Annotated in this window: 20 protein-coding genes; 7 read left to right on the forward strand and 13 right to left on the reverse strand. The window is 61.0% G+C overall.

All coding sequences use genetic code 11. The annotated features are described in order from the left end of the window. Nucleotides 1–98: 98 nt before the first annotated feature. The 6 genes from ACWPWQ_RS00685 to queF all read right to left on the reverse strand — a co-directional run bounded on the left by ACWPWQ_RS00685 (nucleotide 99) and on the right by queF (nucleotide 8,619). Nucleotides 99–1,106, reverse strand: coding sequence for an isocitrate dehydrogenase (locus ACWPWQ_RS00685; protein ID WP_025327939.1), 1,008 nt, complete (start codon nucleotides 1,104–1,106; stop codon nucleotides 99–101). 142 nt (nucleotides 1,107–1,248) lie between these two features. Next, nucleotides 1,249–2,058 (reverse strand): flap endonuclease Xni, encoded by an 810-nt coding sequence (xni, locus tag ACWPWQ_RS00690; protein ID WP_454008769.1) that lies wholly within the window; start codon nucleotides 2,056–2,058, stop codon nucleotides 1,249–1,251. A 132-nt stretch (nucleotides 2,059–2,190) separates the two neighbouring features. Further along, nucleotides 2,191–3,546: a nucleotide 5'-monophosphate nucleosidase PpnN gene (gene ppnN / locus ACWPWQ_RS00695; RefSeq protein ID WP_041206266.1), complete on the reverse strand. Its 1,356-nt coding sequence runs from the start codon at nucleotides 3,544–3,546 to the stop codon at nucleotides 2,191–2,193. Between the two features lie 158 nt (nucleotides 3,547–3,704). Further along, a complete protein-coding gene (locus ACWPWQ_RS00700) occupies nucleotides 3,705–5,300 on the reverse strand; it encodes a GGDEF domain-containing protein (protein WP_429107274.1) in 1,596 nt (531 codons plus the stop codon). A gap of 85 nt (nucleotides 5,301–5,385) precedes the next feature. Then, complete coding sequence (locus ACWPWQ_RS00705) at nucleotides 5,386–7,656, reverse strand: hypothetical protein (protein ID WP_454008770.1); 2,271 nt, start codon at nucleotides 7,654–7,656, stop codon at nucleotides 5,386–5,388. Nucleotides 7,657–7,770: 114 nt separating this feature from the next. Further along, the gene (gene queF / locus ACWPWQ_RS00710) at nucleotides 7,771–8,619 is read right to left on the reverse strand and encodes an NADPH-dependent 7-cyano-7-deazaguanine reductase QueF (RefSeq protein WP_265436251.1); all 849 of its coding nucleotides are present in this window, start codon (nucleotides 8,617–8,619) and stop codon (nucleotides 7,771–7,773) included. Nucleotides 8,620–8,724: 105 nt separating this feature from the next. Between queF and syd the strand changes: the two genes are divergently transcribed. Further along, nucleotides 8,725–9,273 (forward strand): SecY-interacting protein, encoded by a 549-nt coding sequence (gene syd, locus ACWPWQ_RS00715; RefSeq protein ID WP_202046948.1) that lies wholly within the window; start codon nucleotides 8,725–8,727, stop codon nucleotides 9,271–9,273. A 90-nt stretch (nucleotides 9,274–9,363) separates the two neighbouring features. Here the strand turns inward: syd and ACWPWQ_RS00720 are convergent, their stop codons facing one another. From ACWPWQ_RS00720 to ACWPWQ_RS00735, 4 genes are all read right to left on the reverse strand, one after another. Then, nucleotides 9,364–10,149 (reverse strand): Zn-ribbon-containing protein, encoded by a 786-nt coding sequence (locus ACWPWQ_RS00720; protein WP_342058074.1) that lies wholly within the window; start codon nucleotides 10,147–10,149, stop codon nucleotides 9,364–9,366. A gap of 501 nt (nucleotides 10,150–10,650) precedes the next feature. Further along, on the reverse strand, nucleotides 10,651–10,887 hold the full coding sequence (locus ACWPWQ_RS00725; RefSeq protein WP_025327930.1) for a DUF2789 domain-containing protein: 237 nt from the start codon (nucleotides 10,885–10,887) through the stop codon (nucleotides 10,651–10,653). Nucleotides 10,888–10,952: 65 nt separating this feature from the next. Next, nucleotides 10,953–11,249 (reverse strand): DUF3301 domain-containing protein, encoded by a 297-nt coding sequence (locus tag ACWPWQ_RS00730; protein ID WP_163147690.1) that lies wholly within the window; start codon nucleotides 11,247–11,249, stop codon nucleotides 10,953–10,955. Nucleotides 11,250–11,320: 71 nt separating this feature from the next. After that, the gene (locus tag ACWPWQ_RS00735) at nucleotides 11,321–12,349 is read right to left on the reverse strand and encodes a DUF3549 family protein (protein WP_454008771.1); all 1,029 of its coding nucleotides are present in this window, start codon (nucleotides 12,347–12,349) and stop codon (nucleotides 11,321–11,323) included. Nucleotides 12,350–12,561: 212 nt separating this feature from the next. Here ACWPWQ_RS00735 and ACWPWQ_RS00740 point away from each other — a divergent pair, with 212 nt between their 5' ends. From ACWPWQ_RS00740 to ptsG, 6 genes are all read left to right on the forward strand, one after another. Beyond that, nucleotides 12,562–12,897, forward strand: coding sequence for a YqcC family protein (locus ACWPWQ_RS00740; protein WP_454008772.1), 336 nt, complete (start codon nucleotides 12,562–12,564; stop codon nucleotides 12,895–12,897). Nucleotides 12,898–12,967: 70 nt separating this feature from the next. Beyond that, nucleotides 12,968–13,714, forward strand: coding sequence for a tRNA pseudouridine(65) synthase TruC (gene truC, locus ACWPWQ_RS00745; protein WP_139436575.1), 747 nt, complete (start codon nucleotides 12,968–12,970; stop codon nucleotides 13,712–13,714). Between the two features lie 185 nt (nucleotides 13,715–13,899). Beyond that, nucleotides 13,900–14,340: a flavodoxin gene (locus ACWPWQ_RS00750; protein ID WP_139436573.1), complete on the forward strand. Its 441-nt coding sequence runs from the start codon at nucleotides 13,900–13,902 to the stop codon at nucleotides 14,338–14,340. Between the two features lie 519 nt (nucleotides 14,341–14,859). Beyond that, nucleotides 14,860–16,197: a maltoporin gene (locus tag ACWPWQ_RS00755; RefSeq protein WP_025327924.1), complete on the forward strand. Its 1,338-nt coding sequence runs from the start codon at nucleotides 14,860–14,862 to the stop codon at nucleotides 16,195–16,197. A 90-nt stretch (nucleotides 16,198–16,287) separates the two neighbouring features. Continuing rightward, complete coding sequence (locus ACWPWQ_RS00760; protein WP_202046943.1) at nucleotides 16,288–17,262, forward strand: MalM family protein; 975 nt, start codon at nucleotides 16,288–16,290, stop codon at nucleotides 17,260–17,262. Nucleotides 17,263–17,691: 429 nt separating this feature from the next. Then, complete coding sequence (gene ptsG / locus ACWPWQ_RS00765; RefSeq protein ID WP_202046942.1) at nucleotides 17,692–19,122, forward strand: PTS glucose transporter subunit IIBC; 1,431 nt, start codon at nucleotides 17,692–17,694, stop codon at nucleotides 19,120–19,122. Nucleotides 19,123–19,295: 173 nt separating this feature from the next. Here the strand turns inward: ptsG and ACWPWQ_RS00770 are convergent, their stop codons facing one another. The 3 genes from ACWPWQ_RS00770 to glnD form a co-directional block, all read right to left on the reverse strand. Next, nucleotides 19,296–19,679, reverse strand: a complete 384-nt coding sequence (locus tag ACWPWQ_RS00770; RefSeq protein WP_202046941.1) for a DUF3461 family protein — start codon at nucleotides 19,677–19,679, stop codon at nucleotides 19,296–19,298. A gap of 212 nt (nucleotides 19,680–19,891) precedes the next feature. Further along, a complete protein-coding gene (gene dapD, locus ACWPWQ_RS00775; RefSeq protein WP_005330795.1) occupies nucleotides 19,892–20,719 on the reverse strand; it encodes a 2,3,4,5-tetrahydropyridine-2,6-dicarboxylate N-succinyltransferase in 828 nt (275 codons plus the stop codon). Between the two features lie 176 nt (nucleotides 20,720–20,895). Further along, nucleotides 20,896–23,553, reverse strand: a complete 2,658-nt coding sequence (gene glnD, locus ACWPWQ_RS00780; RefSeq protein ID WP_454008773.1) for a bifunctional uridylyltransferase/uridylyl-removing protein GlnD — start codon at nucleotides 23,551–23,553, stop codon at nucleotides 20,896–20,898. Nucleotides 23,554–23,558 lie beyond the last annotated feature (5 nt).

Consider the following 23,558-nt stretch of genomic DNA (forward strand, 5'->3'; position numbering starts at 1 on the left):
TATGAACATAGTATTCATCTGACAAGGGAGATAGGGGGATCCGGTATAAAACGAAGGGAGCCGAAGCTCCCTTTTTAAATCAATCAGTTAGATATGATTTATAGACGGTCTATGATGGCCTGTGTGAATTCGCTGGTGGAGGCCGTGCCCCCCAGATCCCGGGTCACCCGATCACCAGACTCGATGGTCGCCCGCACTGCCTCGCGAATGCGCTCGGCCTTGTCCTGCATGCCCAGGTACTCCAGCATCTGGATGGAGGCGAGGATCACCGAGGTCGGGTTGGCGATGTTCTTGCCGGCGATGTCCGGCGCCGAACCGTGCACCGCTTCGAAGATGGCGGCGCCCTCACCTATGTTGGCACCTGGGGCCATCCCTAGGCCACCCACCAGACCGGCGCAGAGATCCGAGAGGATGTCGCCGAACAGGTTGGTGGTGACCATGACATCGAACCGCTCCGGGTACATCACCAGATTCATGCAGGCGGCGTCGACGATCATCTCTTCGTTCTGGATATCCGGATAGCGGGCAGCCACCTCGCGCGCCACTTCCAGGAACAGGCCCGAAGTGGACTTGAGGATGTTGGCCTTGTGGATGATGGTGACCTTCTTGCGCCCTTCCTGGCGCGCCAGCTCGAAGGCGAAGGTGACGATGCGTTCGGCCCCGTCGCGGGTGATGATGCTCATCGCCTCGGCGCTCTGGTTGTCATCGCTGCGCTTCTGGCCGGCACCCGAGTACATGCCCTCGGTGTTTTCACGCACCGTGATGATGTCGATGTTGTCGTAACGGCTCCTGGTGCCCTTGAAGGAGATCACCGGGCGCACGTTGGCGTAGAGGTTAAACTTCTTGCGCAGGGAGACGTTGATGGAGGTGAAGCCGCCGCCGACCGGCGTGGTGAGGGGGCCCTTGAGGCTGACCTTGTTCTTCTCAATCAAATCGAGGGTGGACTGGGGCAGCAGCTCGCCGTGCTTCTCCAGCGCGACCAGGCCGGCATCGGCGTAGTCATAGTCAAAATCACAGCCGGCGTGGGTCAGGATCTGGATGGCGGATTCGATGATGCTGGGGCCTATGCCGTCGCCCGGAATGACGGTAATTTTTCTTTTTGACATGAGACGTATCCACTTCTAGGGAACAGAGGGGGAGGATTCGGCGGTTTTATACCATTTTTGCACCACTTCCTCCATGTTTCTTTACATTTTTCCCATTTATGTCAACAGGTACGGCCTGTTTCGGGGAATAGTGTGCCGGGGATCACGCCCCCGGGTCGGGCTCGGGCGGGTAGCGGATCTCCCTCAGGTTGAAACCGAGGGGGATGTCCCGCTGCAGCCGCACCAGCCGCTGGGCCAGCAGGGCTTCATCCTTGTGCTGGCGCAGCTTGAGCAGAGGCTTGCCCGCGTCTTCTTGCAAGCAGGCATCCAGCATGGCGGCCAGATCGCCATATTGTTGCAGCAGCTGGGTCGCCGTCTTTGGCCCTATGCCCGGCACTCCCTTGATGTTGGAGCCGCCGATGCCGGTCAGGGCCCAGAAGTCCACCAGCTGCGCCGGGGCGACGCCATATTGCTGCCGGACGAAGGCCTCATCCAGCCAGCGCTTGTTGAAGTAATCCCGCACCCGGATCTGCGGGCAGATGAGCTGACAGAAGCCCTTGTCGGTGGAGATGATGGTGGCCCTGGCCCCGTGCTGGGCAATTCCACTGGCTAACGTGGCGATAAGATCGTCCGCCTCGTCGGTCTGGGAGAGCAGGGCATCCACACCGCACTCCCAGAAGGCGTCCTGCAAGTCGGCCAGCCCCTCCCTCAGCTCCTGTGGCATGGGGGTGCGCCCCTCCTTGTAGGCCGGATAGATCTCCTTGCGCCAGCTGTGCACCTCGCCGTCAAACACGGCGATGACGTGGGTCGGCTCGCTGCCGGCCAGCAGTTTCTTGCAGGTATTGATGAGGTTGGCGCGGGTGGCGAGCAGGGCCTGGGCCGGGGTCAGCGCCTGCTGGGCCTGCACCGCGTGCAGGCGGCGGATGAGGTTGAGGGCATCGATGATGAGCAGGTGTGGCCTGAGGTGTTGCATGGCAGGGAGCACTCTTGGCGGTCGGGACGGCCCATTGTAACAAGGGATGGGCGTCATGCTAACCCCGGACGCCAGGGCCGGGAAGTGAAAGAGGGGCCTGGGGCCCCTCCTGTCATCACGGGCGCAGCGCCCTTATTTCACGATTTCGTAGCAGGGAATGTACTGGCTGCCAGGCAGCTTCATCCGCTGCTGCCTGACGAAGCTCTCCAGCAGCCTGTCCATCAGGTGCATCAGCTCCTTGTCGCCGTGCAGCTTGAAGGGGCCCTTCTTCTCGATGGCGCGAATGCCCCCTTCCTTGACGTTGCCGGCGACGATGCCGGAGAAGGCGCGCCTCAGGTTCGCCGCCAGCAGCTGGGGCGGCTGGTTGCGGTGCAGATCCAGGCTCGCCATGCTGGCGTGATCCGGCTCGAACGGCAGCTGGAACTCCGGCTCTATGCGCAGGGACCAGTTGAAGGAGTAGGCATCCCCCACGGATTTGCGGTACTCGCGGATCTTCGGCATCGCCTCCTTCATCACCCGCGCCACTTCCGGGGCATCCCCGACGATGATGCGGTAGAGGCTGGTGGCCGGCTCACCCAGGGTGGCCTTGACGAAGTCGTCGATGGCGCGGAAGTAGTCGGCGCTCTCCTTGGGACCGGTCAGTATGATGGGCATGGGCTGCCGCTCGTTGGCCGGGTGCATCATGATGCCGAGCAGATAGAGCAGCTCCTCGGCGGTACCGACCCCGCCCGGGAAGATGATGATGCCGTGGCCCAGACGCACGAAGGCCTCCAGTCGCTTCTCGATGTCCGGCAGTATCACCAGCTCGTTGACGATGGGGTTCGGCGGCTCGGCGGCGATGATGGAGGGCTCGGTGAGGCCGATATAGCGGCCGTTGCGCACCCGCTGCTTGGCGTGGCCGACGGCGGCCCCCTTCATGGGGCCTTCCATGGCACCCGGGCCGCAGCCGGTGCAGATGTTGAGCTCCCGCAGGCCCAGCTCGCTGCCCACGGCGCGGGTGTACTGGTACTCCACCTCGTTGATGGAGTGACCCCCCCAGCAGACCACCAGGTTGGGATCCGCCCCCGGCAGGATCGCCTTGGCGTTGCGCAGTATGGCGAACACCACGTTGGAGATGTGGGTGGAGTTGGTCAGGTTGACCAGGCGATTGGACTCCAGCTGGGTCGAGACATAGAGGATGTCGCGCAGCACGGAGAACAGGTGCTCCTGGATGCCGCGGATGATCTCGCCATCGACGAAGGCGTGCTCGGGAGCATTGAACAGTTCGAGTTTGACCCCGCGCTCGCGCCGGATCACATGAATGTCGAAGGACTTGAAGCGCTCCAGTATCTCTTTGGAGCTGTCGGTGTGGCTGCCGGAGTTGAGCACCGCCAGCGAGCAGTTGCGAAACAGTTGATAGATATCGCTGGAGGCGGTCTGCTTGAGGCGGTCCACCTCAAGTTGGGACAGCAGGTCCATGCTGCCCACGGGATTGATGTGTGTAATCATAATTTCCCCTTTCACTCGCTTGTTATCGTTGTGCTTTCCCTGGGGAGAAAACGGGATGCCATGGCATCCCTCGAGTTCGATAGTAGAGGCAAGGGGTGGGGCAGGGGAATAGGGGGTCGGTGCGTTTGCCTGTTTTTTAGCCGCAGTTCAACCCGGGATCAGGCCAGATTGACCTGATCCCGGCCCAGATTCTTGGAGCTGTAGAGTGCCTTGTCGGCGCGCTCGAATGCGTCCGTAGTGTGGTCCCCTTCGCGAAACAGGGTGGCGCCGATGGAGATGGTGATCTCGACCCTGGCGTCTCTGAACCTGAACGGAATGCTCTTGACCGTCTGGCGCAGGTTCTCCAGGGGTTTCTGGTACTTGTCCGGATTGATGTTCGGCAGCAATACCACGAACTCCTCCCCACCGAAGCGGGCGATGAAGTCGGTGTCGCGCAAGGCGTTCTGCAGGGCCTTGGCGACCACCTTCAGCGCCTTGTCCCCGGCCATGTGGCCGTAGTTGTCGTTGATGTTCTTGAAGTGGTCTATGTCGATGATGGCCAGACACAGCGGGGTGCCGTACCGCAGCCAACGCTTGTACTCGAGCTCGAGCCGCTCGTCGAGGGCCGCCCGGTTGTGCACCTGGGTCAGGCTGTCGAGGAACAGCTTGTGCTTCTGGATGGTGAGCCGCTTCTTGTACTCGGCCGTCTCCTCCTTCATCAGTCGCAGCTTGGCTTCCATGTTGGAGAGGTGGGTGAGCAGGTGACGCTCGCGGCTGGCCATGGCCTCCCGCTCCTGCTGCAGGCGGCGTATGGTGTCCAGATGGCTGGAGATGGCTCCCTTGAGGGACAGCGGGGAGTTGTGGGTCGCCATGGTGCGATCGATGGCGGCGAGCTCCCGCTCCAGCGCCTGGCCGCTGAGGTGGGCGGCATTTTGCAGAGCCCGCCCCTCGTCCAGGGACTCGGTGAAGTTGAAGTGCACCGCCGAGAGGCTCTCGTTGAGGGAGCTGAGGAAGGCCTGGGAAGATTTACGCTCCTCCCGGGTCCCCTCTATGATGAGCTCGATGATCTGCAGGCAGATCTCCGCCAGCAGGGGCGGGGTGATCCCCCCCAGCAGCTGGCGACGGATGTCCGCCAGGCTTTCCCCCACGGCGCCGGCAAAGTCGAGCTCTGTGATGAGCCGCTGCAGCTCATCGGAGATCTGGGCGTGGGCCTTGATATCGAAGGAGTCGGTGGGCACCGGGTTGGAGAGCTCGGTGGCCATCTCGGGGGCAAGCAGGGGCTGGCGTGGCAGCAGCTGGATCTTGATGGCCTGCTGGTAGAACTCCAGCAAGCGGATCACCTTCCTCTGGTGATCGCCTATGCCATAGCCCTCGGGGCTCGCGAGAAACTCCTTGAGGGAGCGACGGGTATCTTCCGGAAAGCCCTTCAAGGACTTGAGCTGCTTGCTGCCGAGATCGATGGCGGCCCGGGTCAGACTGATGGACTCCTCCATGGCGTGGCCATGTTGCTGCAACAGCCTCTCGATGACGGCGAGATCGGCGTCGAGCGAGGAGAGGGGAGGGTTGCCATCGAGCTTCTGCTTGAGCTTGGCGAGCCGGCTGTCCAGTTCACGATCGTGACCACGGCAGGCCTGCATCAGCTTGCCGATGAACTGGATGCTGCGGGTGCGTTCGGCATCGGAGAACGTGGCCATGCCATCGAGCTCCTGCTGTTTTTGCTGAAGGGATTCCCTGAGTCTTGCCAGTTGTCCTGTTACGGCAGCGATATCATTCATTGTTCAGGTCGCCCTGTTGTCATTATCGTTTTTGTGTCGTCCAGCAACAGTAAGCCAATGAAAGACCCCGTTGAGTACCTTTTTGTTATGGGTTATCCGGCACTTTCGTCCGTGAAAGCAAAAGCCAATTAACCCATTGCTTTTCATGAGAAGAATTTACTTTTACCAGTCCCTTGTCAATTGCCATCAAGCAGCATTGCCACACATCGCCATTAAAAAATGCGGCCTGTTGGCAATCGATGGCTGCCAGCTCCAGCCAGACGCTCTGCTGGTATTTTTCACTGAGTTGCATGGCCCCCGAGAGCGCCAGATAACAGAGGTCGAACAGGCCGTGATGATCGAGGGCCATGGCCGCCTTGGGCAGGAAGGGATGGCTGACGATGCCGAGGCTGATGTGCCTGTCCAGCGGGTATTCGCAGGGGAAGGCGGCCAGGGTGTCCAGCAGCTCCTGTGCCAGCTGGTGCAGATGGGCCACGTGGCGTTGGGGCACCACATAGAGCAGGTGTCCCTCGCGCAGATCGTAGATGCGGCCATCCTGGGGGGTCAGCTGATTGATGTAGTGGCCGAAGGCCTGCTCAATCTCGCGGCTGACCTGATATCCATGCTGCTCCAGGCTGTTGACCAGGAAGGGCACCCGGAACAGCAGGTAGTGGAGCTTGTCGTCAAACTCGCTGGTGGGGCGCTCGCTCAGGTACCAGCGATCGGATTTTTGCTGGCGCTTGGCCATCTCGCGCGGCCAGCGGCTCATCAGTCGCTGCCAGTTGGCCAGGCCGCTGCGCGGCTCGATGAGCAGGGCCTCCCCCAGTTGTCTGGCATTGAGGCGGGCGACCCGCAGCTTGAGCCAGAGGGTGAAGAAGAGGTAGATGAACAGGACCAGCAGCAGGCCCGTGCTGACGCTGGTCCAGAGATAGCGCTCCTGCTGATGCTGGCTCTGGTCGAGGCGCTGCTCCAGCTCCTTGACCTGCTGGGCGCGCTCCACCTGGGCGTAGTTGTCGCGGACCGCCTCCTGCTCCAGATCGAGCTGCTGCTGGCGGACCAGCTCGCTGCGCTGGTGATAGTTCTTGTAGCTCTCGAGGGCCTGCTGGAGGTAGCCCTTCTGCTCGTAGGCGATGGCGAGCAGCCGGAAGATTTCAAACTGGCGGCGGATGTCGCCAATCCGGTTGGCCAGGGTCAGGGCATTCTCCAGCTGCAGGATGGCAATGCCCGCCTCCTGCTGCTTGAGGTGCAGCTCCCCCAGCAGCAACAGGGTATCGATCAGCGACTCCTTGTCGTCCCCCAGCTCGTGGGACTGGCGCGCCGCATTGAGGTAGTTGCGGGCCAGGGTCAGGTTGCCGGTCTGCAGGTAGGTCTTGCCTATCTCGAACTTGAGGTGGGCGATGCGGGTGCGGTTCTTGCTCTCGTCCAGCAGATCCAGGGCGTTGAAGAAGTAGACCAGCGCCATGTTCATCTCTCCCTGATCCCGGTTGAGCCGGGCGAGCACTATCAGGGCGTCGCTGAGCAGGGAGGGGTTGCCGAGGGCATGGAAGTAGTTGGCCGCCTCGTTGGCATACTGCAGCGCTTTTTGCGGCTCCTGCTCCGCCTGATAGAGGCTGATCATCTGGTTCGACAGCAGGCCGAGGAAGAGGGGATCCTGCAGATTCCTGGCCTGCTGCTGGGCGTCGATATACTCCCCGAGGGCGAGCTGGGGCTGCCCGAGCGCCTGATAGAGATCCCCTCCCACGGCGCTGACCCAGGCCCTGGCCAGGGGGTTCTTGGCCTGCTCTGCCCATTGACGCGCCTCGGTCAGCTGGCGTTTGGCCAGATCGAACTGCCGCCCCGCCATGCTGGCATTGACGTGCAGCAGGCGGCTGTAGACCTGCAGCTGACTCTCTTTGAGGCCGGGGTTGGTCAGCAGCTTGTCCAGCTGTTCGAGCGCCATCGTGCTGGCGCCAGGGGCATGCTCCTGCATCTCCCGGCTGCGGATCTTGAGATAGAGGCCATGGGCCTGCAGCTCGAACTGCTGCTCCTTCTCGGCCATGGCGATGCCCTTGTCGAAGGCGTCCTGGGCCGGCTGGCTCTGTCCCAGCTGTTGCAGGCACTCGCCCTGGAGCAGGTAGGCTCCCGTGGTCTGGGTCGCAGTGCCATAGCTCAGGATCGGCTCACGATAGCCGTATTCCTGGCGATTGCTGATGATTTGCTTGGGGTTCTTGGCCGTGCGTTCGAGGAAGGAGGTGGCAATCTGGACACATCTGGCGGGATCGGTCAGCACCAGGGTCTGTGCCTGCTGCAGATCGATAGACAACTGCTCCTTGGCCAGATCCAGATCCGGAGCCGACAGGGAGGACATCATCATTGCCAGAAAAAACAGTTGATTCATTGGATTAAGAACGGCACGGAGGTGCAGGCATGTTATCCAAGCCCACCCCCGCCCGTCCAGAGTTCATTGCTGACATGGGTGATGGGCCTGATCCCCCGGCTTGTGGCGCCGGGTTTACTGGCGGATGAGGCGCAGGTTGGCGGGCACCGGCTCCCAGTCACTGCGGAAGGGGTTGATGTCCAGGCCCCCGCGGCGGGTATAGCGGGCATAGACGGTCAGCTGCTGCGGGGCGCAGAAGTGCTTGAGATCGATGAAGATGCGCTCTATGCACTGCTCGTGGAACTCGTTGTGCTGGCGGAAGGAGATAAGATAGCGCAGCAGCTTCTCCCGATTGAGGCGTGGGCCGCGATAGTGGATCACCAGGGATCCCCAGTCCGGCTGGCTGGTGACCAGGCAGTTGGACTTGAGCAGATGGCTGTGCAGTGTCTCTTCCACTATGTCCGCCTCTGCGGCCCCTTGCAGCAGGGTCTGGTCAAACTCGTAGCTATCGATCTCGATGTCCTGCTCGTCGATGCACTCACCCGGCAACTGCACTATCTGGTGAGGGGCCTGATCGAGGGGGAACAGGGTGACGCTCACCTCTGCCCCGGCACAGGCGCTCAGGTCTTTGGCCAGCAGTGCCTGCACCGCCGCCAGAGAGTCGCAGCGGGTCTGGTTGAAGGAGTTGAGGTAGAGCTTGAACGACTTGGATTCGATGAGGTTAGGGCTGGTGGCGGGCACGGCCACTTCGCCGAGCGCAACCACGGGCTTGCCCTTGGCATTGAGCCAGGAGAGTTCGTACAGGGTCCAGACGTCGCAACCCTGGAAGGGCAGCGTCTCGCCAAGGCCGAGATCGTCGCGATTCAGACTGCGTGGCACGGGTTGCAGCAGGGACGGGGTGTACTGGCTGATGTAGGCAGACTGCTGCCCCAGGCTCAGGCCCTGCAACGCGCTGGCGCCTGCGTATCTCTCTTGTTTGCTCATGCTTGTTTGCTCACGCTTGTCTGATAAAGGGTTTGATGGTGCAATGCCCGGATTTTTCGGTCAGGTTCTTGCGGCGATCAGAGGCCGCTATTGTGGGGAATATCGATGTCGGATCAAGTCCTGTCTGCCCTGGAGCAGTTCTTTTTACGCTGGCAGCGCGATGGCGAGGCGAGGCGGGGGCTGCCTCTGTGCGAGTGGGAGGCCGACTGGCGCTCCCCTTGCGAGCTGGATGAGCCCAGAGAGGGGCGGGTGGCCTGGCGTCCGCACCGGCGCCCTGTGCCCGCCGACTTTGCGGCCATGGCAGATGCCCTCGAGCTGACCCTGCACCCGAGCGCCCTTGCCCTGTTTGGCCACTGGTTCAGCCGCCCGCTTCCCTGCTCCTACAAGGGGCTGCGCATCGAACTCATACTGCCATGGAACGAGGCCGATCTGGATCTGCTCAAGGAGAACCTCATCGGCCACCTGCTGATGCTGCGCAAACTCAAACGCACGCCGTCGCTCTTCATCGCCACCACCCGCAACGAGATGACGCTGGTGTCGCTCGACAACGAGAGTGGCCAGGTGTGGCTGGAGTGGCTGGATTCCGGTCGCCGTCTGGTGCTGGCTCCCTCCCTGCCGGCCTTCCTCGCACGGTTGGAAACCTTGCCGCAGTAAGCGACCCGTTTTCACTCGCCCAGTATTACAGAGAAGGGCCTTGCCATCTGGCAAGGCCCTTCTTTCATGGGGGAAACGGCGCAGGCGGAGCTAGTCCTTGAAGTCCCAGGAGAGGTTGGAGACCAGCCGGCAGGGATCGCACTTGAAGTCGAAGATCTCGTGCAATGGCGCTGCCAGTGCCCAGTCGTTGCCACAGCCCGGGCAGGGGCGTGCCAACTCCGCCGCCTTGCTCAGGCCACCGACCCTGTAGAGGTAGTAGTAGGTCGGGATCCCGCAGAGCCCCTCCAGCCGTCTGGCCAGATCGCTGCCCCGGCGCTGCAGGCGGCTGCCCACCTCGCCGATTTCGTGCAGCACGGCGTGCTCGGCGATGGAGCCATTCATCTGCAACTGATCGCAGGCCTCCCAATCCTCCTGCCACTTGATGATCTGCTTGTGGTCGCCGTTGGCGATGGCAGGCAGGCGGTAGAGCGGAATGGGGGCGAAATGATCGCCGCAGCGCAGGGGGGAGCAAGTGTGCACAAAGCTGGTGTAGAGCAGCATCCAGCTCGGCCGCTCACCCTGCTCGCCGCAAGGATCCGTGCTGTCGGAGAGCAGATCCATGCCGAGCAGCTGGGGCTTGGGGGCCAGCAGCCCCGCCTGGTGCAGGCCCTGTTCGGCCAGCGCGACCTGCTCGCTCTGGTTGTCCGGGTGCAGGCTGTCCCGCTCCGGGCAGACCACCCGGCTGACGAAGCAACCATCCTGCATGCTGGTGGGAAACTCCCGCCCCAGGATCTGCCCCTGGTAGCGCAGCATGTCGAGGTAGTTGACGATGGCCGGCTCGGCCTCGCCGAGGGAGGTGTCACGGTAGCATTCAAAATTGAGTTCGAGGATGTACATGGGGAGCCATCAATCCTGCTGCTGTTTGAGCAGCAGGGCGGTCAGGCGATCGACCTTCTGCTCGAGGCGATTGAGCTGCTCGCCCAGCTGTTGCAAATCGACGGCCTGGAGCGGGGGCGGCAACGGCGGGGAGCTGGCCGGGGCAAGGGTCTGCCGACTGGGGCTGTTGCTTCCACCTGGCTCAACACCTTGAGCAGCTCGGCCATGGGCACGGGGTGACTGAGGCGGGCCTTGACCATGGCGGTGGAGGGGGTGATCCCCCTGGCACTCAGTTCGTTGGCTATCTGGATGATCTCTTGGGCTGACATCTTGGCTCCTGCGCGGCGCTCTTGCTGCTTGCGGATGGTGGCACAGAGCTTAATCAAAGCCTGCCCATCAGGAAAGCGGCGCCAAGGGGGGAGGCCCAGATTGTTGAGGTGGAGAAGCCAGGGGAATTGAGATGTGATGGGTGGCACAGCGCTCAAACCCCGGCCCTCGGGAAAGCGGGGGACGCGGGCCGGCTCAGTTTGCCTGGCGCAGCATCACGTCCAGTTGATCGATGGCTTCGGACCAGTCGGAGTCGTTCCAGAGCGCGTCACGCAGGAACACGGCCTGGGAGGGGCTCCAGAAGCTGGCCTCCGGCAGCAGGGTCTGGTTGTCCAGATGGTGCTCGCGGATGAAGCGGTGCAGGCTTATCTCGTCATTGGCCAGGCCCAGCTGGGCGAAGAGGGCAGGCATGTCATGGGTCAGCAATTCCATCTCGAGTCTCCTTGAAGGGCGATTGTCGAGAATTATAGCCAGCCGCCACGGCCTTGCCCCATGGGCTAGGAGGGGAGGCGATGGGGCGGCAGCTCGACCCCGGCGACATGCAGGCCCTGCATGCAGAGCTGGCCCTGGTAATGGCTCTCCCCGTCGCTGGAGAACTCGAACTGGTAATAGGTCAGCAGGCGCAGGGGCTTGTGCCCAAGGGCGCGATGGGTGCGGGCCAGCGACAGCAGTTGCAGATCGTGGTGCTGGCAGTAGCGCCGCATATATTGCCAGGCCAGCTCCGCCTGGCGGCGTTGTTGCCAGAAGGCCCAGCCGACGGCGCCAAGCAGCAAGATTCCAAGCATTTCTCCCATCAGCGGGTTCCTTCTGTGATGTATGGCCTGGGCCGTGCTTCACGGGGAAAGCACGGCCACACCGAGAGTGGTTATACCGAGGCGAACAGTCGGCCTATGGCCTGGCCGAGGGCCTCGCTGCGCTCGGGGTCACGCAGTCTTGCCAGCATATCATTGCGCAGGGCGGGCAGTGTCACCAGCTCGGCAAAGACCTGATTGAAGAACTGGGTGGGCTGCAGGGCGAGTTGCTCCAGAAACAGTCCGAGCAGCTCGGGGTTTTTCAGATCGGACCAGAGACGGCCTGCGATGGCGAGCAGCAGGGCCGGGCTTGGCCGGGTGTGCAGCAGGGTCAGCAGCTTGTTGCTGCGCAAGGCATTGCCGGAGCAGGAGGCCAGCGCCCGGCACAGGTAGGCCAGGGTCTCGGCATTGGGATCGGCGCACTCCTGCTCCTTGCCGATGCGCTCGAGCAGGGCACCCTGCAGTGCCGGCGGCAGGGGGGCGTTTTCCAGGCTCTGGCACAGGGCGTAGAGCGGTTCCAGAGGCAGCCTGGGCAGCGCCTTGCACACCAGGGCCAGATTGCGTTCATCCTGCAACCGCTCCGCCAGATCGGCGAAGCCTTGCAGCCCCAGGGCTTGCCACCCCTCTTCCCCTGGCGCCGCCAGGTAGTGGCAGAGGGCCTCGTAGTAGGCGGAAGGCGCCTGCTCCAGCTGACGGGCCAGCTTGGCATGCAGGCTGGCCATCTTGGCCTCGGCCGGCCGGAAGGTGTAGGGGTTGTCGGCCAGCCGCTGCGCCTTCTCCTCGTCCAGATCGCCGGTGAGCTTGTAGCCCAGGGTCTCGACCACCTGATCCATGAAGTGCTTGGGGCCGCTGGCGATGAGCAGGCCATGCTCGTCGAGGGCAAACTTGAGGAACCAGAGATAGTGCCTGGATTCGGCTGGCTGGAAGAAGTGCACACCGAGCCAGGCATGCTGTTGCAGTGGCCAGGGGTAGGGCTCCTGCTGCTGTTCGATGCGAACGAAGAGATCGCTCGCCAGCGGGCGCACCTGGCGGCCCATGTCGAACAGCTGGAACTGGGTCTCGGCCTGGGTCAGAAATTCGGTCAGGGTATTGATGGCAGACATGAGGGCATCCGGCTAAATGTGATGCGGGCGATTATAAGGAGGCTGCATCAGATAGCCAGTGGCGCAGGTGCGCGCCATGAAAGTGATGGCAGCATGGCAGCCACCCCGGGGGCGGTGTATAGTAACGCCCCTTTTTGGCACGCGTGTTTGAAGAAGACGGGATCCCTGCCCTCTGGCAACGGGATGGACGTCGAGACGAGGAAGAGGACGAGATGAATCAATATTTGCTGGTCGCCGGTCTGCTGGGTGAACTCACCGCCGAGTTGCAACGCCTCGAACGCTGGCAAGCCGAGCATCCGGGGGCCGAGGCGCTGGCGAGCGAGCTGCCGTTTTGCGTCGATACCCTGAGCTTCGATCAATGGTTGCAGTTCGTGCTGATACCGCGCATGGAGCAGCTGGTGCTGCTGCAGGCGCCGCTGCCCACCAGCGTATCCCTCTATCCCATGGCGAGCGAAGCCTACAAGGACGAGCTGGCCGAGGTGGCCGGCCTGCTGCGCCTCATCGGCCGTTTCGATCTGCTGCTGGCCGGAAAAGTGGTGGATCAATGATCAATACCCTGCCTGCCCAGCCACGGGCCCTGGCCGCGGCGCGCTGCATTGGCGATACCCGGGTGGCGGCATGAAACTGACCCTGCTCTATCAGGATGACTGGCTGGTGGCGGTCAACAAGCCGTCGGGCCTGTTGGTGCATCGCAGCTGGCTCGACAAGGCCGAGACCCGTTTCGCCATGCAGATGACCCGGGATCTCATCGGGGGGCGTCACGTCTACCCCGTGCACCGGCTGGACAGGCCCACCTCCGGGGTGTTGCTGTTTGCGCTGGATCCGGCGGTGGCCCGGACTCTGACCGAGGCGTTTGCCGCCCGTCGGGTGCACAAGGAGTACCTGGCGCTGGTGCGGGGCTGGGCCCCGGAGCAGGGGCTGATCGACTACCCCCTCAAGGAGCAGCTGGACAAGATAGCCGATGCCATGAGCGACCCCGATCGCCCCGCCCAGGAGGCGGTGACGGCGTTTCGTCGTCTGCATCGGGTCGAGCTGCCCCACGCCGTCTCCAAGAAGCATCCCACCAGTCGCTACAGCCTGGTTCGGCTCTTCCCCAAGACGGGTCGCAAGCATCAGCTGCGTCGTCATCTGGATCACCTGTTCCACCCCATAGTCGGTGACACCACCCATGGTGATGGCCGCCATAATCGCTTCTTTCGCGAGCACTATGGTTGCGAGCGGCTGCTGCTGGTCGCCCACCGCTTGAGCTTCGAGCATCCTGTGCTCAAGGTGCCGATGCGGATCCAGGCGCCACTCGGCCCTGAAGTGCTGGGCCTGTTCGCCAGGCTGGGGTGGCCCGCCAGCGAGAGCGACTACGGCGCCTGATGCCCGTCATCATTTGTGGCCTCTGACCGGGCTGTGGCATGCTGTAGGCCACGTCTGTCAGAGGAACCACTTATGGCTCAACGAGATACCCCGCTAGCAACCCCGCGCACCCAGACCCTGTCCGGGGCCAAGACTCCGGGCGCAGTGCCAGAGTCGGGCCCTCTCCTTCGCTCGAGGAGCCGCTGATGGCCGAGATCGATATCCTGGTCGGCACCGTCTACGGCTCGGCCATGCTGGTGGCCGAGACACTGCGGGATCACCTGCAGGCCCAGGGGCATGTCTGCCAGCTCTTCGACGAAGCCGAGCTGACTGACATAGACGCGTCCCGCTTCTTGCTGATCGTCAGCGCCACCACGGGGCAGGGGGATATTCCTCCCAATCTGCAACCCTTCGCCACGGCCCTGGCCGATCGCGCTCCTTATATGAAGGGATGGCGTTATGCCCTCATCGCCATGGGGGACAGCAGCTATGAGCATTTCTGCGGTGCCGGACGCAGGCTCGATGAGCTGCTGCAGGAGCTGGCTGCCGACGCCCTGGTGCCGCGTCTGGAGATAGACGCGACACTGGAAGATGAGCCTGAGGTTGCGGCGCTGGCCTGGTTGAAAAGCTGGGAAAATAGGCTGTAGCCGGATTGCCTTCGTATTTTAAATTTCGCCCCCGTGAGCATGCTCACGGGGGCGTGTTATTTTGGGATTCACCTAATCTTCCTTGGAATATATCCCGCACTTTATCGGGTTATTTTCCCCCGCCAGATCGGATTCCTCAGACCCATATTCATCAGAACGGCGACACATCAGAAAATTAAAAGTTCCGCACTGAAAGCGATTTCAATCATGTTTTCGTCACGGCGCGACGGGTTAATCACTTAATCTTCATCGCAAATTAATACTTGAAAGCGCTTTCTTTGGTGTGTTTTTGCTTTTCTGGGTTTTTTGTTGGTCTATTATTGCTGGTTTTTGCCTTTTTTACCTTGATATACGTCCTCCGGGGTGGGGGCGCGCGATTTGTCACCGTTTTGTGAATCAGCTCATGTTTGTCGCGAAATTGGCTACATATAATCGACCCCGGTTATCGCTGAAACGTTTTTCAGTGATAAGAACTTGAATATCAGGATCACACTCCCAGCGGGAATAAGGAAAATGAAAATGAAAGCAAAGTGGCTCCCGATTGCAGCAGCAGTAACCGCTGCCCTGGCTTCCCAAGCCGCCTTCGCCGTTGATTTCCACGGCTACTTCCGTTCAGGTGTCGGTGTTTCCGGTGACGGGGACATGGTTAAATACAACGTCAACAAGGTTGGCCGTCTGGGTAACGAAAATGATACCTACGGCGAAGTGCAACTGGGTCAGGAAGTCTTCAACAAAGATGGCAAGACTTTCTATGTAGATTCCATGTTTGCCATGGCATCCAACGGTTCCAATGACTGGGAAGGCACCGGTACCGTCTGTAACTTCGACGCCAAACAGTGCAACGGCGACTCCGATTTCGCACTGCGTCAGTTCAACGTACAAGCCAAGGGCCTGCTGGGCTTTGCACCTGAAGCCACCCTCTGGGCCGGTAAGCGTTACTACCAACGTCACGACATCCACATCTCCGACTTCTACTACTGGAACATCTCCGGTGCCGGCGCCGGTATCGAAGGCATCCAGGCTGGTCCTGGCAAGGTCTCCTTCGCCTGGGTTCGCAACGACCGCAGCGCGGCCGATGTGTTCGGTCAGTACACCCAGACCGGTGTAGATGCCAACGGTGATCCGACTTATCAGAAGAACGAAGATCTGAACGTCAACACTCTGGACCTGCGTTATGCCGGTATCCCGCTGTGGCAAGACGGCTCTCTGGAACTGGGCGTTGACTATGCCATCGTCAACGAGACCGAAGCCCAGAAAGATCTGAAAAACGACAACATGAAAGACGGCGTCATGCTGACCGCCGAACTGACCCAGGGCATCTTTGGCGGCTTCAACAAGACAGTGCTGCAGTACGGCACCGAAGGTTACTCCAAGACCATGGCCTACTACGGTGACGGCTCCTGGTACGGTGCCGAAGCCAAGGGCGGTGCCGACGGCTACCGTATCATCAACTGGGGCGTCATCCCGATGGGCAACTCCTGGGAGATGGGTCACCAGCTGGTCTACGGTGTAGGCAACGAGATGTGGAGTGGTCACGACGAGACTCAAACCTTCTCCGCCGTTGTCCGTCCGATGTACAAGTGGGATGACTTCAACAAGACCATCTTCGAAGGCGGTATCTTCAAGGACAAGACCAGCTACACCAGTGGTGGCAGCGACAAGGATGGCGGTTACAAGCTGACCCTGGCGCAGGCCTGGTCTGCCGGCTCCAGCTTCTGGGCCCGTCCGGAAATCCGTGTGTTCGCTTCCTATCTGGCTGATACCGAAGCCGATGGCTCCGGTAGCAAGAACAGCTTCGAAAGTGGCACCTCTGATGACACCTGGCAAGTTGGCGTCCAGGCAGAAGCCTGGTGGTAAGCAATATCTTCGGTTAAGTTAGTCACTGCCCCCTGATGGGGGCAGTTTTGTTTAGCAGGATTTGGCAACCGGGTTATGGAGATAAGAAGAATGAAACTGGTAAAGATGTCTATCGCGGCCGTGGTTACCGCGCTGTTGGCCGGTTGTTCCGGTAGCATGGTGGTGCCCGTACAGGAGCACGCCTCCATCCTGAGTAATGCCGATCAGGCCAAGCAGGCACTCGCTCAGACGACGAGCTGCTGCAAGGCATTCAACGAATTCAATTATGTGGCTCTGCCGGAGGGGGACACGCTGTTGACCCTGGATGGCAAGCAACCCAGTTATCAGTTTGACGAGGGGATGAGCTACTTTGCCGCCTATCGTCTGCCGGCCAATACCGGCAACCTGGCCATCACCCTGGCCTCCCAGGTGAGCAAGACGGTACTCGTGCCCAAGGTGATCATGCTGGATGCCCAGTTCAAGGTGACCCGCGTGCTGGGTGAGTCTGTCTTCACGTATCAGCCAGCCCACCTGCTCGACAATGACAGGATCGAAGGCAAGGTGTTCGTGGACCGCAGCATGCCGGGCAACCCCGCGACCGAAACCTACATGGTGATCTACGCCCCGGCCGACGAGCTGGCCGGCAGCACCACCATATTGCATCCTGCCAAGGCGTTCGCCCGTGCCAATGGCACAGTCGAGCCGGATATCAAGGATCCCGTCATCCCCCATTCCCCCTGGGGTCTGCTGCAACTCGAGGTCGTCGACATGGCCAAAGGGCAGGGCCTGGAAGCCGTGTTCAAGCCCGAGTATTCAGACAAGGTTGCGATGAGTCAGGCCAAGCCCGCCACGACGGCCGTGGCTGCGACGGCGGCGACCACTGCCGTTGTTGCCGCAACTCCCAGCACACCGGCTCCCGCCATGCTGAGCGAGACCGAGACCTTCTACAACAGCCAGATCGAGAAGGCGGTCAAGGCCGGGGATATCGACAAGGCGATGCAGCTGGTGAGTGAAGCCGAGCGGGCCGGTTCAACCAAGGCGAAATCCGTCTTTATTGATGCGGTGAAACGTTCACAAAAAAACTGAATGACTGAATTTATGTAGACTTATATTTATTTCAGGCCTCCCTTGTTGGAGGCCTTTTTAATCGGTAGACTGGATAATATAAAACATCAATGCGTTACGTTAAGTTACAATGAGTTTCCTTGGGTATTATATCGTTTCTCGGTGATTTATTTTGAAGTGATTCATTTCTTTTTGCCGCGCGACTATAACAATACGAAATAATATTCAAGATTCCCTCCCTTCCCCTTATTTGATTATCTTGTGATCTCTCCTCCAAATTTATTATTCCCTTGGGTGCGGCGCAGGCATTTTAAAAGCTGCTGGGTTATATTCTGTTGGTCAAAATAAGCAACCCGGGAAACGCATCCAGTACAACGTCAGATGAAGAAGGTCGTCATCTATAGCTGCACTGAGTCGTTGACGGAAAAAAATCCATTCAGGAGCGCACACATGTTAAAAAATGCTTTCTCTAATCTGCAAAAGGTCGGTAAGGCGCTGATGCTGCCCGTATCGGTCTTGCCCGTTGCAGGTATTCTGCTGGGGGTGGGCGCTGCTCACTTCAGCTGGTTGCCGGAAATTGTCTCCCAGCTGATGGAGCAGGCCGGTGGTTCAGTGTTTGGTCAGATGGCCCTGCTGTTCGCCGTCGGCGTGGCACTTGGCTTTACCAATAACGACGGTGTATCCGGTCTGTCCGCCATCGTCGGCTACGGCATCATGGTCGCGACCCTGAAGGTCATGGCACCTGTGATGGGCGTCGAGAGCATAGATACCGGTGTGCTGGGGGGTATCCTCGCCGGTGGTGTCGCTGCCTGGGCGTTCAACCGTTTCTACAAGATCCAGTTGCCCGAGTACCTTGGCTTCTTCGCCGGTAAGCGTGCCGTGCCCATCATCACCGGCTTCGTCTCCATCGGCCTGGGTGTTGTGCTCTCCTTCATCTGGCCGCCGATCGGTGGTGCCATCGGTGCCTTCTCCGACTGGGCTGCCAACCAGAACCCGGTACTGGCCTTCGGTATCTACGGCGTGGTTGAGCGCTCCCTGATCCCGTTCGGTCTGCACCACATCTGGAACGTTCCCTTCTTCTATCAGGCGGGTACCTGTGTCAACGCCGCTGGCGAAACCGTACACGGCATCATGACCTGCTTCCTGACTGCTGATGACGCTTCCCGTGCTGCCGGTAACGGCTTCGGTCAACTGGCCGGTGGTTACCTGTTCAAGATGTTCGGTCTGCCTGCTGCTGCGTTTGCCATCGCTCACGCTGCCAAGCCGGAAAACCGTGCCAAGATTGTTGGTATCATGGCCTCCGCTGCCCTGACCTCCTTCCTGACCGGTATCACCGAGCCTATCGAGTTCTCCTTCCTGTTCGTCGCGCCTGTGCTGTATGCGATTCACGCCCTGCTGGCTGGTCTGGCCTATGTGCTGACCAACTCCCTGGGTGTCGTACACGGTCACACCTTCTCCAACGGCTTCATCGACTTCGTGGTGCAATCGCCCCGAGCCGACAACATGCTGCTGCTGGTCGGTCTGGGTCTGGTCTACGCCGTCATCTACTACGTGGTCTTCACCGTGGTGATCCGTGCCATGAACCTGAAAACCCCGGGTCGCGAAGACGAAGCTGCCGAAGAGACCGTTGGTCAAAGCAAAGACGAGATGTCTGCTGCCCTGGTGTCTGCCTTCGGTGGTAAAGAGAACATCGCCTCCCTGGATGCCTGCATCACCCGTCTGCGTGTCGGCGTGAAGGATGTGGCCAAGGTTGACCAGGCTGGTCTGAAGAAGCTGGGCGCCGCCGGTGTGGTGGTTGCTGGCTCCGGCGTACAGGCTATCTTCGGTACCAAGTCCGACAACCTGAAAACCGAGATGGACATCTGGATGAAGAGCAACTAATGGTTGCCTGACATCGAGAGTTCCGAAAAGGGAGGCGAAAGCCTCCCTTTTTGCTGGGCGCTTGTCAGCCCGCTGGACGGGGCTGAGCAGATCCGAGGGAGGGGGTTGGCAGCTTCCCTGTGGATCGGCATTAAAAAAGGCGCCTGATGGCGCCTTGTGCAGGATGGGACTGCCTAGAGCTTTTCCAGATCCCGCTCTATCTCGCTTATCTTGTTCTGCACCACTTTTTCCAGGTGGCGCAGGTCGCGCAGGATTTTCTGCTTGATGTCCTGATCGATCTCGACCTGTACGCCCTGGGTCAGGTTATCCAGCTCATCCACCACGTACTTGAGGTTGGCGTTGATCTCGGTGACATCCTTGTACTCATGGGTGCCCGAGTCTATCAGCATGGTCTTGCGCTGACGGGGATACTTGAACTTGACGCTCTTGGCGAAAAACTCCCCCTTCTGCTTCTTGAAATAGATCTTGAGGATGTCGTGGTTGGCCTCCTGGCGCAGGGTATAGCTGTCCACTGAGGTGGGCTCCTGGATCCCCAGGCTCTTCAGATTCTCGTACATCGGGCTTCCTCGGTTTGAAACGATCCTGACCCATCTATCTTAACCGAGTCACGGTGGCTTGCCTGTGACAGGAGCGCCAAAATCACCAGGGCCCCAAAAGATCCCTTTTTTCGCTGCTCGGTCGTGCATGAGGGCCACCCAAAATAGTGTGGCTGGCTCACCACCATCAAAAAGGGCGCCATCAGGCGCCCTTTTATGCACGGCAACGCGGATTACTCGTCGATGGAACGCAGCAGGGCGTTGATACCGACCTTGGCACGGGTCTTGGCATCCACCTTCTTGACGATGACGGCGGCATACAGGCTGTACTTGCCGCACTTGGAGGGCAGGGAGCCGGAGACCACCACCGAACCGGCCGGCACGCGACCATAGTGGATCTCGCCGGTTTCGCGGTCATAGATGCGGGTGGACTGGCCGATGAAGACGCCCATGGAGATGACGGAGCCCTCCTCGACGATCACCCCTTCAACCACTTCGGAGCGGGCACCGATGAAGCAGTTGTCCTCGATGATGGTCGGGTTGGCCTGCAGCGGCTCCAGTACGCCGCCGATGCCGACGCCGCCAGAGAGATGCACGTTCTTGCCGATCTGGGCGCAGGAGCCCACGGTGGCCCAGGTATCGACCATGGTGCCTTCATCGACGAAGGCGCCGATGTTGACATAGGAGGGCATCAGCACGGTATTGGGGGCGATGAAGGAGCCCTTGCGAGCGGTGGCCGGCGGCACCACGCGCACGCCCGCCGCCTTGAACTGCTCGGCGGTGTAGTCGGAGAACTTGAGGGGAACCTTGTCGTAGTACTGGGCGTCGTCGCCCTTGATGATGCCGTTGTCATTGATGCGGAAGTAGAGCAGCACGGCCTTTTTCAGCCACTGGTGGACGACCCACTCACCGGCAATCTTCTCGGCGACCCGGGCCTTGCCGGAGTCCAGCAGATCGATGGCCTCCAGGATGGCGGCCTTGGTGGCGGCATCGACGGAGCCGGGGGTGATGGAATCACGGCGCTCGAAGGCCGCTTCGATGGTCTGTTGCAACTGGGTCATGACAGGTTTCCTTTAAAAAATTCTGTTTGTTGTATCACACTTTTCCAATCGTTTTTAAGGGCTCTGGCCGATTTCTTCAAAAGAAAGGCGATTTATTGTACTTGAGTGGCCCAACCACTTGTTCTGATTGATAAATCAGAACGATAAACGGTGTCTTGTGAAGCCTTGCCCGGGCCTTATCGCCCCTCTTCGTCTCCCTGCTCCTGCGGGTTGAGCTGATTGACCAGCCGCTCCTCCAGCGCCTGCTGTTCGGCCTGGTTCAGCGGCTCGCCGGCCAGGGTGGTGAGGCTGAAGAAGTCTTCCACCCGCTCGCCAATGGTGGTGATCTTGGCGGCATGCAATTCGATGCCGCACTGCTGGAAGACGGCACCGATGCGGGCCAGCAGGCCCGGGGTATCCAGGGCGGTCAGCTCCAGCAGGGTGTGGCGGCTCTCCCCCTTCGTGGGTGAAGAGCGGGGCAAGAAGACCACCCGGGTCGGCACGCTGAACTGGCGGTGGCGCCTGGACAGGGGCTTGTTGCGCAGCACCAGCTTGCCCGGCTCCTGCAACGCCTTCTCCAGCGCCTTCTTGATGGTGGCGGTGCGGTTGGGGCTGATGGGTTCGCCATTGGGTTCGAGCACGATGAAGGTGTCCAGCACGTAGTCGTTGCGCGAATTCATGATCTGGGCGTCGTGGATGTTGAGGTTCTTCTGATCCAGCGCCGAGGCCACGGTGGCGAACAGATTCGGGGTGTCGCGGCAATAGATGAACACCTCGCTGCCGCCCCGGATGGGGTGCTTGCCGATGAGCACCAGGGGGGCCGGATTGTCGCCGTGCGCGATGATCTTGCGGCAATGCCAGGCGATCTGCTCCGGGCTGTGGCGCAGGAAGTAGTCGGCCTTGAAGTCGTTCCAGAGGGCGCTGACGGCCTCCTCCGGCACCTCGCGCTGGGCCAGGATCTGCCTGGCCTGACGCTGGTTCTCGCGGATCTTGAGCCGCATGTCCGGCGGGTTTTCCAGCCCCTGGCGCAATGCCTTCTGGGTGGCGAAGTAGAGTTCGCGCAGCAGGGTGCCCTTCCAGTCGTTCCACAGGGTGTCGTTGGTGGCGCAGATATCGGCCACGGTCAGGCAATAGAGCAGATCCAGGTGCAGTTCGTCGCGCACCTTGTGGGCGAAGTCGGTGACCACTTCGGGATCGTAGATGTCGCGGCGCTGGGCGGTGACCGACATCAGCAGATGGTGGCGCACCAGCCAGGCCACCAGGCGGCTCTCGTAGAGATCCAGCCCGTGCAACTGGCAGAACTCCAGCGCATCGACGGCGCCGAGTTCGGAGTGATCTCCCCGCCGTCCCTTGGCGATGTCGTGGAACAGGGCGGCGATGCTGAGCAACTCCGGCTTGCGCAGCTGGGCGAACACCTCGTGGCAGAGCGGGTGGGTCTGGCGGCTGGCCGGGTTCGGGAAGCGATGGATGTTCTGGAGCAGGCGATGGGTATGCTCATCCACCGTGTAGGCGTGGAACATGTCGAACTGCATCTGGCCGACGATGAGGTTCCACTGGGGCAGATAGGCCGCGAGGATCCCGTACTTATGCATAAGAGTGAGGGGCTGGCCGATGCCGTTGGGGTGGCGCAGCAACGCCATGAAGAGGCGACGGCATTCGGGCAGGTCCTGCAGCCAGCAGCTGAGGGTGCGTCTGGCCTCCCGCAGCTGGCGCAGGGTGGCGGAGTGGATGCCGGCGATGTCCGGGTGCTGGGCTATCTGGTAGAAGAGCCGCAGTATGGCGGCGGGGTCGCGACCAAACAGCTCGGAATCCACCGCATCGATGAGGCGGCCACGGAGCTGGAACTCGTCGCTGATGCGGCGCACATCCATGGCGGTGTTGCCGAGGATGGCCTCGTCAAACAGCTGCAACAGCATCTCGTTGAGCTCGGCCACCCGTCTGACCGTCTGATAGAAGCGTTTCATCATCTGCTCGACCGGGCCGTTGCCTTCCCCCTCGAACCCCAGCATCTGGGCCACGGTGCGCTGGCGGTCGAACAAGAGGCGGTTGTCCCCCTTGTTGATGGCCATGTGCAGGGCGAAGCGCACCTTCCACAGGAAGTTCTGGCAGTCGAGCAGCTCGCGGTACTCGGCCCGGTTGAGGAAACCGTGGCTGGTCATCTCGAACAGGGTAGTGGCGCCGAAGTGGCGGCGGGCGACCCAGGCCAGGGTCTGGATGTCGCGAAGGCCCCCGGGATTGTTCTTGAGATCCGGCTCCAGCTTGTAGGCGGTGCCGAGAAACTGTTGGTGGCGCAGGCTCTGCTCCTCGCGCTTGGCGCGAAAGAAGGCCTCGCTCGGCCAGAAGTGCTGGGGCTGGGTGGCGGCCTGCAACTGTTCGAACCCCGCCTGGCGTCCGGTGATGTAGCGCGCCTCGATGAGGTTGGTGGCGACAGTGATGTCGCTGCGGCCCTGCTCGATGCACTCGCTCACGTTGCGCACCGATTGCCCGACCTCCAGCTTGAGATCCCACAGCAGGGTGATGAACTCGCCGATGCGCAGCCCCAGCACCTCGTCCAGCTCGTCCCCTTCATAGAGGATGAGCAGGTCGATGTCGGAGTGGGGGTGCAGTTCGCCCCGGCCATAGCCCCCCACCGCGATCAGGGTCAGGCTGGTCTTGTCGAAGCCGAACTTGTGCCAGAGCCTGGTCAGCAGCGCGTCCATGTACTCGGAGCGGGTGGCCACCAGTTCGATGATGTTGTCACCGGCATCGAAGCGCTCGTGCAGCCAGACAAGGAAGCGGCTCAGATACTCCTTGCAGTTGTCACGGGTGAGCTGGTCGTCGGGTAACAGGTGGGGGGAAAGCAGACTGGCATCCATGGCAT

It is taken from the genome of Aeromonas sp. Marseille-Q7275, from assembly GCF_965119515.1.

Excerpts from the sequence above, each read along its gene's own strand:
- truC (WP_139436575.1), top strand. The coding sequence starts at position 12,968 with ATGAAACTGACCCTGCTCTATCAGGATGACTGGCTGGTGGCGGTCAAC.
- syd (WP_202046948.1), top strand. The coding sequence starts at position 8,725 with ATGTCGGATCAAGTCCTGTCTGCCCTGGAGCAGTTCTTTTTACGCTGG.
- glnD (WP_454008773.1), bottom strand. The coding sequence starts at position 23,553 with ATGGATGCCAGTCTGCTTTCCCCCCACCTGTTACCCGACGACCAGCTC.
- ACWPWQ_RS00760 (WP_202046943.1), top strand. The coding sequence starts at position 16,288 with ATGAAACTGGTAAAGATGTCTATCGCGGCCGTGGTTACCGCGCTGTTG.
- ptsG (WP_202046942.1), top strand. The coding sequence starts at position 17,692 with ATGTTAAAAAATGCTTTCTCTAATCTGCAAAAGGTCGGTAAGGCGCTG.
- ACWPWQ_RS00740 (WP_454008772.1), top strand. The coding sequence starts at position 12,562 with ATGAATCAATATTTGCTGGTCGCCGGTCTGCTGGGTGAACTCACCGCC.
- ACWPWQ_RS00770 (WP_202046941.1), bottom strand. The coding sequence starts at position 19,679 with ATGTACGAGAATCTGAAGAGCCTGGGGATCCAGGAGCCCACCTCAGTG.
- xni (WP_454008769.1), bottom strand. The coding sequence starts at position 2,058 with ATGCAACACCTCAGGCCACACCTGCTCATCATCGATGCCCTCAACCTC.
- ACWPWQ_RS00700 (WP_429107274.1), bottom strand. The coding sequence starts at position 5,300 with ATGAATGATATCGCTGCCGTAACAGGACAACTGGCAAGACTCAGGGAA.
- ACWPWQ_RS00720 (WP_342058074.1), bottom strand. The coding sequence starts at position 10,149 with ATGTACATCCTCGAACTCAATTTTGAATGCTACCGTGACACCTCCCTC.
- ACWPWQ_RS00725 (WP_025327930.1), bottom strand. The coding sequence starts at position 10,887 with ATGGAATTGCTGACCCATGACATGCCTGCCCTCTTCGCCCAGCTGGGC.
- ACWPWQ_RS00755 (WP_025327924.1), top strand. The coding sequence starts at position 14,860 with ATGAAAGCAAAGTGGCTCCCGATTGCAGCAGCAGTAACCGCTGCCCTG.
- ACWPWQ_RS00685 (WP_025327939.1), bottom strand. The coding sequence starts at position 1,106 with ATGTCAAAAAGAAAAATTACCGTCATTCCGGGCGACGGCATAGGCCCC.
- ppnN (WP_041206266.1), bottom strand. The coding sequence starts at position 3,546 with ATGATTACACACATCAATCCCGTGGGCAGCATGGACCTGCTGTCCCAA.
- dapD (WP_005330795.1), bottom strand. The coding sequence starts at position 20,719 with ATGACCCAGTTGCAACAGACCATCGAAGCGGCCTTCGAGCGCCGTGAT.
- ACWPWQ_RS00705 (WP_454008770.1), bottom strand. The coding sequence starts at position 7,656 with ATGAATCAACTGTTTTTTCTGGCAATGATGATGTCCTCCCTGTCGGCT.
- ACWPWQ_RS00735 (WP_454008771.1), bottom strand. The coding sequence starts at position 12,349 with ATGTCTGCCATCAATACCCTGACCGAATTTCTGACCCAGGCCGAGACC.
- ACWPWQ_RS00730 (WP_163147690.1), bottom strand. The coding sequence starts at position 11,249 with ATGGGAGAAATGCTTGGAATCTTGCTGCTTGGCGCCGTCGGCTGGGCC.
- ACWPWQ_RS00750 (WP_139436573.1), top strand. The coding sequence starts at position 13,900 with ATGGCCGAGATCGATATCCTGGTCGGCACCGTCTACGGCTCGGCCATG.
- queF (WP_265436251.1), bottom strand. The coding sequence starts at position 8,619 with ATGAGCAAACAAGAGAGATACGCAGGCGCCAGCGCGTTGCAGGGCCTG.